Source organism: Flavobacteriales bacterium, assembly GCA_016700415.1.
Classification (GTDB): domain Bacteria; phylum Bacteroidota; class Bacteroidia; order Flavobacteriales_F; family PHOS-HE28; genus PHOS-HE28.
The window spans coordinates 561,596-573,642 of sequence record CP065018.1; the positions used below are offsets into that span (position 1 = coordinate 561,596).

Annotated in this window: 9 protein-coding genes; 4 read left to right on the top strand and 5 right to left on the bottom strand. The window is 60.9% G+C overall.

Features of this window, described 5'->3' with window-relative positions; all coding sequences use genetic code 11:
- The gene (locus IPP95_02230) at positions 1–2,529 is read right to left on the bottom strand and encodes a cation-translocating P-type ATPase (protein QQS74174.1); all 2,529 of its coding nucleotides are present in this window, start codon (positions 2,527–2,529) and stop codon (positions 1–3) included.
- 347 nt (positions 2,530–2,876) lie between these two features.
- Between IPP95_02230 and IPP95_02235 the strand changes: the two genes are divergently transcribed.
- Both IPP95_02235 and IPP95_02240 read left to right on the top strand, forming a co-directional pair.
- Entirely contained in the window at positions 2,877–5,270 is a 2,394-nt protein-coding gene (locus IPP95_02235; protein ID QQS73068.1) for a gliding motility-associated C-terminal domain-containing protein, read from the top strand.
- A 221-nt stretch (positions 5,271–5,491) separates the two neighbouring features.
- The gene (locus IPP95_02240; GenBank protein QQS73069.1) at positions 5,492–7,891 is read left to right on the top strand and encodes a PKD domain-containing protein; all 2,400 of its coding nucleotides are present in this window, start codon (positions 5,492–5,494) and stop codon (positions 7,889–7,891) included.
- A 162-nt stretch (positions 7,892–8,053) separates the two neighbouring features.
- Here IPP95_02240 and maf read toward each other — a convergent pair whose 3' ends face one another.
- The 4 genes from maf to IPP95_02260 are packed head-to-tail and all read right to left on the bottom strand — an operon-like array spanning position 8,054 to position 10,976.
- Positions 8,054–8,653, bottom strand: coding sequence for a septum formation protein Maf (gene maf, locus IPP95_02245; GenBank protein ID QQS73070.1), 600 nt, complete (start codon positions 8,651–8,653; stop codon positions 8,054–8,056).
- Entirely contained in the window at positions 8,650–9,681 is a 1,032-nt protein-coding gene (locus IPP95_02250; GenBank protein QQS73071.1) for a geranylgeranylglycerol-phosphate geranylgeranyltransferase, read from the bottom strand. Before IPP95_02250 ends, maf begins: the two co-directional genes overlap by 4 nt.
- Before the next feature lies 1 nt (position 9,682).
- Positions 9,683–10,210, bottom strand: a complete 528-nt coding sequence (locus tag IPP95_02255; GenBank protein QQS73072.1) for a 3-deoxy-D-manno-octulosonate 8-phosphate phosphatase — start codon at positions 10,208–10,210, stop codon at positions 9,683–9,685.
- Positions 10,191–10,976, bottom strand: a complete 786-nt coding sequence (locus tag IPP95_02260) for a DUF2520 domain-containing protein (GenBank protein QQS73073.1) — start codon at positions 10,974–10,976, stop codon at positions 10,191–10,193. Before IPP95_02260 ends, IPP95_02255 begins: the two co-directional genes overlap by 20 nt.
- Positions 10,977–11,329: 353 nt before the next feature.
- On the opposite strand from IPP95_02260, the gene IPP95_02265 reads away from it, so the two are divergent.
- Together IPP95_02265 and IPP95_02270 are read left to right on the top strand one after the other, a co-directional pair.
- Positions 11,330–11,707 (top strand): hypothetical protein, encoded by a 378-nt coding sequence (locus IPP95_02265; protein QQS73074.1) that lies wholly within the window; start codon positions 11,330–11,332, stop codon positions 11,705–11,707.
- The gene (locus IPP95_02270) at positions 11,707–12,009 is read left to right on the top strand and encodes a type II toxin-antitoxin system RelE/ParE family toxin (GenBank protein ID QQS73075.1); all 303 of its coding nucleotides are present in this window, start codon (positions 11,707–11,709) and stop codon (positions 12,007–12,009) included. Before IPP95_02265 ends, IPP95_02270 begins: the two co-directional genes overlap by 1 nt.
- Positions 12,010–12,047: the final 38 nt, after the last annotated feature.

Genomic DNA, 12,047 nt, shown 5'->3' on the forward strand with positions numbered 1-12,047 from the left:
CTATTCCGCTGCTGCCAACTCCGCCGCACGCGGCCTCCGCTTCAGCCATTTGTAGACCTCGAACCAAGCCACCGATGCAAAGCCGATCACGGCGGTAAGCGCGAGCTGGCCCACGGTGAGCGGTGCCATATCGAACAAGCGGGCCACCGGTGGAACATACAGCGTGATGCCAAGCGCCAGCAGGGTGATCAGCACCACGATGCGCAGCACCAAATTCCTGTTCCGGGCCGCCACGATGAAGGAGCGCGTGAAGGAGCGGTCCACGAAGGTGAGGCCGATGTTGGCCATGATCAACGTGCTGAAGACCAAGCTTCTTACAAGCTCTTCATGAAAGCCTTGTTGAACGCCGATCCGGTAGCTGGCCAAGGTGCCGAGCGTGATCACCAGCCCTTGCAAGAGGCTGATCCGGATCTCCTTCCACGAGAGGAAGGTCTTGTCCAACGGCCGCGGCGGGCGCTGCATGCCGCCCACTTCCAGCGGCTCGCTCTCGTAGGCGATGCTGCACGTGGGGCCCATGATCAGCTCCAGGAAGATCACGTGCATCGGCGTGAAGATGTTGGGGAACTTCCAGCCTAGGAACAGCGGCAGTGAAACCGTGAGGATGATGGGGATGTGGATGGAGATGATGTACTGCACCGCCTTCTTCAGGTTGTCATAGATCTTGCGGCCCATGGCCACGCCGTGTACCATGCCGGCCAGGTCGTCGTCGGTGAGCACTAGGGAGGCGGCCTCCTTGGCCAGTTCGCTGCCGCGTTTGCCCATGGCCACGCCGATGTGTGCCGCCTTCAGCGCCGGCCCGTCGTTCACGCCGTCGCCGGTCATGGCCACCACATGGCCGTCCGCCTTCAAGGCGTTGATGATGCGCAGCTTGGCCTCGGGGAACATGCGGGTGAAAATGTCCGTCCGGCGCACTGCTTCGCTGAACGCGGGTTCTTCCAAACGCAGCAGTTCCTCACCGTCCATGGTCCGCCGGTCTCCGTGGAAACCGATCTGCTTGGCGATGGCCGCCGTGGTGACGGCGTTGTCGCCGGTGATGATCTTCACTTGGATGCCCGCCTCCTCGAATTGGCTGAAGACTTCGCGGATGTTGGGTTTCGGGGGATCGATGAAGGCGACCAAGCCGAGGTATTCGATCAGGAATTCCTCCTGGCTCTCCGGATAGGTGTCCGGTGGGTCCTTCACATAGCCCACGCCGAGCACGCGCATGCCCTGCCGGGCGAAAGCCTCCACCTGGGCCATGGCCGCCTGTTTCTCCCCGTCGGTCAGCACGGCTTGCCGCAGGATCCGTTCCGGGGCGCCCTTGCAGGCGATGATGCGATGGCCCGCGCCGTTGGCGAAGACGTGGGTCATCATCGGCGGCTTGCCACTGATCGGATATTCATGCACCATCCGCCGGTCGGGCCGCTCATCGTGCGTGGCGGTGCGGGCATAGGCCGCGTGCAGCCCCTTCTCCATGGGGTCGAAGGGCACGGGCTCGCTGGCCCACATGGCCATTTCCACCAGTGCAAAGGCTTCAGGCGATAGCTGCTCCGCATCGGCCTTCTCCACGGTGTCGGTGGCTTTTACATGCAGTTCCGCCAAGGTCATGCGGTTCTCGGTGATGGTGCCGGTCTTGTCGGTGCAGATCACCGTGGCCGCGCCCAAGGTCTCCACGGTAGTGGCCCGCTTCGCGATGACGCCCTGTCGCGCCAACCGCCATGCGCCCAACGCCAGGAAAGTGGTGAAGGCCACGGGGATCTCCTCCGGAAGGATGGACATGGCCAAGGTGAGGCCGGAGAGCAGGCTGGCCGAGAAGGAACCGGTGCGGAAGAAGGCCACCACCCATACCAGCACGAAGAAGACCACGCCCACGATGGCCATGTCGCGGACGAATCGCCTGATCTGCTGCTGAAGTGGAGTAGGGGGCGGTTCGATCGACGCCAGCGAGCCGCTGATCTGGCCCAAGCGAGTGCCCATGCCCACGGCCTCCACGCGGTAGAGCGCGAGTCCCGATACCACCTGCGTGCCTTTGCTTACCCGTGCGTTCTCCGGATCCTCCGCGCTGCGGGCCACTGCGAAAGCCTCGCCGGTAAGGATGGATTCATTCACGCTGAAATCATTGCTCTGCACGATGATGCCGTCGGCCGCGAGCAGGCTGCCCTCCTCGGCCACGGCATGGTCGCCCACCACCACGTCCTCCACGGGGATCTTCTCCACTTGGCCATTACGCACTACCGTGGCCTGCGGCATGCTCAGGGCCTTCAAGGTGCTCAAGGCCGTCCGGCTCCGCGAATCCTGATAAAGCGAGATGGCCGTGAGCAGCAGGATGGCGCCCACCATGAAGAGGCCCTCGTTCCACTCCCCGAGAATGAAGTAGATCAAGCTGGCCGCCAGCAACAGGAGCACCATCGGCTCGGTGAGGGCGTCCTTCAAGGCAGGCCAGAAGAAGCCTTTGTCGTCCTCTTCCAACACGTTCCGGCCATGTTGCGCACGCGACGTGAGGACCTCGCCCTCGGTCAGGCCGTCAACGTTGAATGGATTTCCTTGCATGTCGCGCGGTGCTGGCCAAAGATGCACATCCTGCGGCATGGGATGGATGACTTTGGTCGTGAACTTGTATTCACTTGGCCAAGAGGCCATGTCGGGCACCCCGTTGTTGACCGGCCTGTTTTCATGTCAGTCGCGGGCCGGGACCGTAGCTCCATTGCCCCGTTTGGTCGAAGAAACTGCTGGTCAGGCATCGTGCGGAACCCTTCTCATCCATGCCCTCCCGTGGAAAACATCGCCGATCGCCGTGTCCATGCATCCCTCCGTGCCGATAAGTTCGACCCGGTATAGCGTGTCCGGTCGGACGGGCCTTGCCTGAAGGATCGGACCGAAGCTGAGCGAGCCCTGCCATGAAAGAACGCCATTACTTGATCGCGTCCCTTGCCGGGGCGCTGTTATTTACCTCCGGGCTATGGGCACAGGTCCCGACAAAGTGCTTGGAGATCGAGAGCATCCTGGCGGACGCCTGCATCTCCGACACGGACTGCCCCGGCAGCACCGAAGGGATGAACGAGATGGTGCGCTTCATCACCGGCCCGGCACCGATCGCCCTTGGCAACCTGCAGTTCGAGTTCTACAGCAGTTCCTTCCAGGGGATCTCACAAAACAGCACCACGGCCGATCTCACCGCACAGTTGGACGCTTCCATCCAAGGCTGCGGCCACCTGCTGGAGCCGCCGGGCGGAGTTATCCCCCCGGGGAGCCAAGTGATCTTCGTGACCTCCACCGCAATGTGCGTGCAGGCCAACTCCTTCACCGCGCTGAGCGACACGCTCTACATCATTTACCAGAACGCGGGCAACAGCCAAGGCCACTTCAAGAACAACAACTTGGTGTTGCAACCGGTTTCCCCGACGCCCGGCCCGCCTTTGTCGCGCTGGTTGCGCATGTTCGTCACCGGCACTGGCTGCGGGGACACCGCCACCTACGATGCCAACCAATTGGTGAACATCTATGGCACCTACGGCGGGCTGAGCGAGGAGAACGACGGTGCCACGGCCGTTTTCGCATGGCCCGGCCAACCCACGGCTACCTATTTGAACTACGGGTGCCAAGCCCCGTTCACCCCCACGCTGGTGTCGGTGGTATCCGGCGGAGGGCCCATTGCGTGCGGTGCCTCCACTGCCCTGGTGGGCAGCGTTTCGGGCGACTATGCTTCCTTGCTTTGGCAGGGCGGAGGAGGCAGCTTCAGCGACCCGAATGCCTTGACCACGAGCTACACCCCGGGAGGTGGCGACAACGGTGATGTGGTGTTGTCCTTTTGTGCCATCACTGCCTGCGGCGATACCCTTTGCGCACAGGTGACGGTGACCACCGGGGAAACGCCACAGGTGACCATCATCGGAGACAGCACGCTGTGTCTGGACACTGATCTCAACACGCTTACCGCCTCCGGCGCGGACGGCTACCTCTGGAGCACCGGTGAAGTCACACCGTCGATACAAGTGGGTCTCACGGAACTGGGACCGGTCTGGGTGCTGGGCACCTCCGCCTGTGGCAGTGATTCGGCCTTTACTACCATTTCCATCTTGACCGATACGCTCTCCCATCAGGACATCACCTGCAACGGGGCCTCCACCGGGGAACTGACATACACGGTGCAAGGGGGCGCCCTGCCATACAGCTTCCTCTGGAACACAGGGGCCACCTCCGAACAGCTTACGGGGCTGGCAGCGGGGACCTACAATGTTTCCGTGACCGATGCAGATGGCTGCACGCGCCAAGCATCCTACACCTTGATCGAGCCTTCCGCACTTACCGCCACCGTAGGAGCCGACACCACCATCTGCCCCGGAGGCCAGGCCGTTCTCACCGCCCAAGGCGCTGGAGGCACGCCGGACTATACCTATGCGTGGTCGCCGGAAGGGCCGGTGGTCTCCCCGGCACAGACCACTGCTTATACCGTGGTGGTGAGCGATGCCAACGGTTGTGAGGCCGCGCCCCTGCAGGTCACCGTGACGGTCCCCGAGGGTCAAGCGGTGAACGTTACCAGCACTGCATTGGACGGTTGCGCTACGCATTGCATCACTTTCACGGCGTCCTCTTCCGCACAGAACAGCTACACCTGGAATCTCGGCGATGGCGCCACGGCCGCGGACAGCGTGGTGGAACATTGCTATGCCACGCCGGGGCAGTACACCGTAGATCTGGTGGTGGTGCAAGGCAGTGGTTGCCCGGATATCACTTCCTCGGTAGGGCCGTTCACCATCGCAGCTGCTCCAGCGGCCGACTTCTCGTGGACTCCGACCACGCCAACAGGCAGCAATCCCCAAGTGCAGTTCGCCGACCTCTCCTCCGGAGCCTCGTCCTGGGCATGGCAATTCGGCGATCCTGCCGGCTCAAGCTCTACGGATCCTTCGCCCGCGTTCATCTATCCCGGCGCGGGCTGTTACCCGGTCTCGTTGGTGGTGACGAACGATGCAGGCTGCACGGATAACGCGGCGCAGCAGCTTTGCATCTCAGGCCAGGATTCCTTGATCGTGCCGAATGTTTTCTCCCCGAACCACGATGGCCGGAACGACTTCTTCCAGATCACGGGCGGGGGCCTCACAGCTCTGGATGTGCAGGTCTTCAACCGTTGGGGGCAGGAGATGGTGCGGCTGAAGCGGGTAGGGCAGACCTGGGACGGTCGCTCACCGACCGGCGATGTGCTGCCCGAAGGCACCTATTTCTATGTGCTTCATGCAGTGGAGCATTCCGGGGAAACCTACGACCTGCACGGCACGGTGACCTTGCTGCGCTGATCGGCAGTGCGTACTTGCCACCACCGAAAATCAACCCGAGCGTGGCGTACCACGTGAAGTACCTCGCATCGGAAAGCAGCTCGCCTTCATCATTGAAACCCTTGCTCAATCAGGCCTCCAAGGTGACCACGGCGATGTCCACGCCCAAGCCTCAGGGCATGTTTATCATACTTTCCCAAGCCGGGTGCGCCCTTGAGCCCGAACTTTACGTCCTATTCCCAATGCTGCGCACCCCAGGTGTCCTGAACACCATTTTTCATCTCACCGCTCCGGTGTGCGTTCTGGGCATGCTATCGCCTTTGAACTCGGCGGCACAGTGCGGTCCGGTGATCGGCACGTTCCCTTACAGCGAAGGCTTCGAGACGTCCGCCTCATGGGTCAGCGGCGGCACGGGCAATGATTGGGCTTGGGGAACACCTGCACATCCGCTGATCAACGCTGCCGGTGGCGGCACAAAGAGCTGGTGCGTGGGCGGGCTCACGGGCACTTTTTACAACAACAACGAGAGGTCCTATCTCGAAAGCCCCTGCTTCGACTTCACTTCGCTGAACACCCCGCGGATCTCCTTCAAGATCTTCTGGGAAGTGGAACGTCAATATGACGGCATGACCTTCCAATACTCCACCGATGGCGGCCTCACGTACAGCAACGTTGGGGCGTTCAACGAACCGGCGAACTGCAACACCGCGTATTGGTTCAACTCCAGCAACCTCACCAACCTCCCTTCATCGATCAGCCCCAAGCATGGTTGGAGCGGGCGGCAGGGTTCCACCCAGGGAAGCTGCTTGGGGGGCAGCGGCAGCCAAGGCTGGGTAACGGCAAAGCACTGCTTGGGCTGGTTAGCCAACGCACCCAGCGTCAGGTTCCGCTTCTTCTTCGGTGCAGGCAGCTTCTGCAACAACTACGACGGCATCGCCATCGACGACATCCTCATCGATGAGTCCGATCCGGTGGTGGCTTCTTTCAGCGGGGATTGTGATGGCACCACTGTGGATTTCGCCAACACCTCCACACCTTGCCCGGACATCTTCTCTTGGAATTTCGGCGACCCCGGTTCCTCACAGAACACCTCCGTGCAGGAGAACCCCTCGCACAACTATGCCAACCCGGGCAGCTATACCGTCACGCTCACGGCCACTGATGCCTGCGGGGCCTCGAACACCACCACACAGACCATCCATGTTCTTGGTGTGACCATCACCGCAACGGACCCGACCTGTGGACAGGACAACGGCTCGTTGGAGGCAACGGTCACTGGTGCGGGCGGAGCGGTGAACTATTACTGGTCTCCCGGCGGAGCCACTACACAGACACTTTCCAATGTGGGACCCGGGGATCACACCGTCACGGTCTCCGCAGTGAGCAGTTGTTCCGCCAGTGCCACCGCCACGCTTGCGCCTTCGGTAGGCAACTTGGCCGTGGACCTCACACATACAGATGTGACCTGCAATGGCCTGAATGACGGCACCGCCACCGCAGTACCTTCAGGCGGTGTGGCGCCGTTGACGTATTCCTGGGCACCTGGCGGGGCTGCAACCGCCACGGTCACCGGGCTTGCTCCGGGGGACTATTCCTGCACGGTCTCCGATGCTTCGGGTTGTTCCGCACAAGAGGAGGTGACCATCGCAGTGCCGACACCGATCGCACTGACCGCAGGACCGGACACGGCCGTGTGTGCAGGAAGTACGGTCACGTTGGTAGCGGAGGCCAGCGGAGGAACGCCGGGGTTCACCTATGCGTGGACACCTGACGGACCCACGGTATCCCCAATGGTCACAACGAGCTACTCGGTGACCGCAACGGATGCACAAGGCTGCACTTCCGCCCCGGAGAGCGCCACCGTTACTGTTTCCGCCGCCTTCCAACCCGCCTTCACCTACTCGGACACGGTCGGATGCACGCCGCTCTGTGTCACCTTCAATGCGCAACCCGCCGGGGCCAACGTTTATCAATGGAACTTCGGGGATGGATCAACGGAAACGGATGCCTCCGTTGCACACTGCTTTTCGGAAGGCGGCCTCTATTCGGTGGGCCTCACCGTAACGGACGCCACCGGCTGCACGGGCACGGTCTCGATCCCCGACCTTGTGAACGCACATGCCGCTCCCTCTGCCTCCTTCACCGCCTCACCGCCCACCGCCACCAGCGACGATCCGCTGATCCATTTCATCAACACCTCGCAGAACGCCACGGATTTCATCTGGTCCTTCGGGGATGTCGCGAACAGCGGTTCATTGGAGCGTTCGCCCTCCTTCAGCTTCCCCGCCGTGGACTGCTATACCGTGACCTTAGTGGCCGCGAACGACATGGAGTGCTTGGATTCCACCACGGCGCTGATCTGTGTGGAAGACCCCTTCATGCTGTTCATGCCGAACGCCTTCACACCGGACGGCGATGGCATCAACGATGTGCTCCTGCCCATCACCTCGGTACGGTCGCCGGTGGATTTCCGGTTCATGATCTATGACCGATGGGGCACGCCGGTGTTCACCACTGAAGACCCCCACCAAGGCTGGGACGGCACTTCATTCCCGCAGGGCATCTACGTGTGGAAGATCTGGATCACCGATCCGCAGGGGATCGGCCATATCGAGGTGGGGCATGTTGCGCTGCTGCGTTAGATGAAGTCCTGAGTCGCGAGTCTGGAGTCCGGAGCCACAAGCCTAAAGCCGCAAGCTGTGCGCCGCAAGCTTGAAGCTTTAGGCTTGTAGCTATGATCGCAGAACGGCTGACCACTGGATCCCAAGCAATTCTTTGCGCCTCCGCGCCTCTGCGTCCACCTATCAGCCTTCTCCGTTCCCCAGCCGCTTCAGCGCTTCATACAGCTTGTGCATCGGCAGGCCCATCACCGTGTAGAAGGATCCCTCGGTGCGTTCCACGGCCGTATAGCCGATCCAATCCTGTACGCCGTAGGCACCCGCTTTGTCCAACGGTGAATGGCGGTCCACGTAGTACTGGATCTCTTCCGGAGAAAGCTCCTTGAAGCGCACCTTGGCCGTGTCGCGAAAGCAGGAAGTGCGCTTTGCGGTCCGCAGGCACACCCCGGTGATCACGCGGTGTTCCTTGCCGGAAAGGATACCGAGCATGCGCATGGCATCTTTCGCGTCCACGGGTTTGTTAAGGAGAATATCACCGATCAACACTGTAGTATCAGCGGTCACAAGCACTTGGTCATCAGCAAGGGTACCGGTCCAAGCTTCTGCTTTTTTTCGGGCGAGGAATTCGGCCACCTCCTCGGCAGGCAGGTCTTGGGGAGGAGTCTCATCCACGTCCACCTCGGTGATCTCCACCGGCAGGTCCAGCCCATGCAACAAATGCCTTCTGCGCGGTGAAGCGGAGGCGAGGACCAAGCGCCACGGAAAAAGGGGAGGGGCCGGGATCATAAAACCTTGAGGATAAAGAAGGCGAAAGCCACCGCAATGGCCATGGCGAATTTCAGGATGTGGCCTGCCGTGTTGAAGCCATTCCTGTCGTTCGCCCCGTAGGTGAACCCCGCCGAAAGCAACATCGGCAGCACGACCCCGGCACCGATGTACCAGTAGGAGAACTTGTCGGTGAGCACCACGGCCCGCAGCAACAACAGCGCGATGATGGCCACCGCGAGGTAGAACAAGGTCAACGCCTTGGCCCAATTAACGCCCATGACGATCGGCACCGTTCGGCAGCCGTCCGCCTTGTCGCCCTTGATGTCCGCCATGTCCTTCTGTAGCTCACGGACCAAGGTGGTGAGAAAGGCGAAGGCCGTAAAGCCGAGGATCCAAGGCCAAAGTTCATTGAAATGAAAGACCACTTCGAGTTCCTGGCCACCTCCGATGTTCGCCGACGCGGAATTCCCGTAAGCACTGGTCAAAGCGGGGATCTCGTACAGCCCAACGGAAAGGGGCACCAAGGCCACGAGCAAAGCCACAAGCCCGTTGCCCAAGAGGAAAGTGCGCTTCAGTTTGGTGCTGTAGTACCACAAGGCCCCTGCGGCGAAGACGGGAATGACCGCCAAGTGCAATTGGCCGCTCCGCCATGCGACCACGGCGCCGATCAAAATGCCCAACGCTGTGAGCACCAGATGGCCCATCATTGCCACGCGGCGCTTCACGGAGCGCCCTACGATCACCTCATCAGGCTTGTTCACCCGATCGATGCGCGTGTCGAAGTAGTCGTTGATCACATTGCCGCCCGCTGCGATCAATACGGTACTACAAACCAGCAGCCAGAACAACAGTTCATTGAAGGCATGCACGAACGTGTTGTCCGGCACCTGCGCGAAAAGGGTCACATCCGGCGAGGGGGCCATGTGCCGCAGGTCCACGGAACTCACTTCAAGGTATCCGCCGATCACGCCATAGCGTATGGCCACCATCGTGAAGGCGATGATCAGCAGGTTCAGCGGGCGGGTGAGCCGCAGGAAGGCGCCCATGCTACCAGCTATGGGCCTGTTCGGTGAGCCACTTGTCCTGCACCTTCATGGCCTGTTCCAACACGTCGCGGACACATCCACGGCCTCCGGGAAAGCGGGATACATAGCGGCTGATGAACTTGACCTCCTCGGCGGCATCGGACGGGCAGCAGGGAAGGGCCACGCGCTGCATCACCCGCAGGTCCGGGATGTCATCGCCCATGTAGGCCGCGCGCTTCAGGTCCAGGCCGGTATTGGCGACGAGTTCGTCCAGCTTAACGTTCTTGTCCTTCACGGAGTGGTGGAATTCCATAACACCCAAGCGACCGAGGCTTTGGCCAATACCGTCGGAGATCCCGCCGGTGAGGACGATGATCCGCACGCCTTCCTTCAGCGCGTGCTGCACCGCATAAGCGTCGCGGGTGAAGAAGGTGCGGATCGGGTCGATGCCCGGCGCAAGTTGAACGGAGCCGTCTGTGAACACGCCGTCCACATCGAACAGGAAGGTATCGATACCGGCAAGGAGTTCCTTATAGGTCTTGGAGGTCACGGGACTCGGGGTGATAGGTGTGGATGATCAGGTCGCTCAAAGCGGCGTACGCGCGGCGAAGTTCGGGTTCGTCCGCCAAAAGGTCCATTTGCTGGGCGATGGTCTTGATGTCGCCGCGCCGCGCCGGGCCGGTCACCGCGTTGTCCGCGCCTTGCAATGCCTTTTCGGTGGTCGCTTTCCACAGGGGATGAAGCAGATCCGGCGCGATCTTGTGCGCCGTGAGCAAGCGCTCGGCCTCACGCAGCAGAAAAGTCGGGAAGTTCGAGGCGATGACGGCGCTGAGGTGGAGGTGTTGGCGAAGTGGGAAGGGGAGGTGTACCACCGTGGTAGAAAGCCGTTCGGCCAGTTCCCGCAGCAGGCCCAAGGTCGCTTCATCGTCCGCATCCACGATCAGCGGCACTTTCTGAAAAGAAATAGGCATTCCGGGACTGAAGCTCTGGATCGGCCACAGCACGCCGCGATGTTCGTGAGGTTGCAAGAGGTCCACTGGCTTGGAGCCGCTCAGGTGAATGGTCGGCGTGCCGTCCGGAGGAAGCGTTTCTGCGACAGGGTGGATGGCATCATCACTGACGGCAAGTATCCGCAGGTCGGCGTGAGGGAGCGCATCGTTCAACCCGAATTCCGAGCAACCAAGATCTTTTGCAAGTTCAGCGGTCTTCGTCGCATCACGACCGGCCAAGCCGACGATCGTATAGCCCGCACCGCGCAAAGCATGCCCCAAGTGGAACGCCAAGCGGCCGGTGCCGATGAGAAGAACGGAATGCATGAGGCGCGAAGGTCGGGAGGAATGAGGAACCGGGAGGTTTGCCGCAGAGGCACAGAGGAGTCAGGGGGCAGTGACAGTAGTCAGGGGATAGTAGGCAGTGGCAGTGGCAGTGGCAGTGGCAGTGGCAGTGGCAGTGGCAGTGGCAGTGGCAGTGGCAGTGGTAGTAGGCAGTGGTAGTAGGCAGTGGTAGTACGCAGTGGCAGTAGGCAGTGGCAGTAGGCAGTAGGCAGTAGGCAGTCGTCTGATCACCAATCACCATTAACCGATCACCTTCATCAATCGCATTTCTCCGTGCCTCCGTGCCTCTGTGGTGAGAACGCATTTGCTGTTAGCTTTGGAAAGATCTCATCACCATGGACCTCAAGACCCTCAAGCTCGAACTGCTGGAACGCATCGCCCTGTTGGAAGACGAAGCGCGCCTGATGGCCTTGAAGCGTCTGCTGGATTCCCCGCGCGGCTATGGCATTCCGAACGAGCACCTCAGCGTTGTGAAAGAAGGGGAGGAACCTTACATCAAATTGGAGGACCGGAGTTATTCCGCCGATGAGGTGCGGAGATTGATGGAGAGCCTCATTGACCAAATTGAAATAGACCAGAGCGATCCGGAGGGTCAGTTGAGCGAGGAAGAGTGGGATGCGCTGGAGAAGGACCGGGAAGCCTACCTACGTGGCGAAGGAAAATTCACTACTTGGGAAGAGATCAAGGAGCGGTGGAGAAAGGAGAAGCTTTAATGTCGCGCAGGATCATTTTTCGGTCGGAGGCTGATGCTGACCTGGCAATGGTGCGCTTGTGGTATTCATCGGGTGATGGCCACGCCGCTCAGCGTTTCGAGGAGGAAGTGGATCGGACCATCGGATACATCTCCCAATTCCCGAATGGCTTCCTATTGCGACGACCGCCTTTCCGTTTTGCGCCACTGGCGAAATTCCGCTATTTCGTCATCTACACCATAGAAGATGATGCCATCGTAGTATATCGGATCCGGCACATGCACCAAAGGCCGATGAAACGCTACTTCGGAGGTTTGGGCTGATGGTCCTTGGTTAACAGAAACGCTGCGCCCTCGTTGCG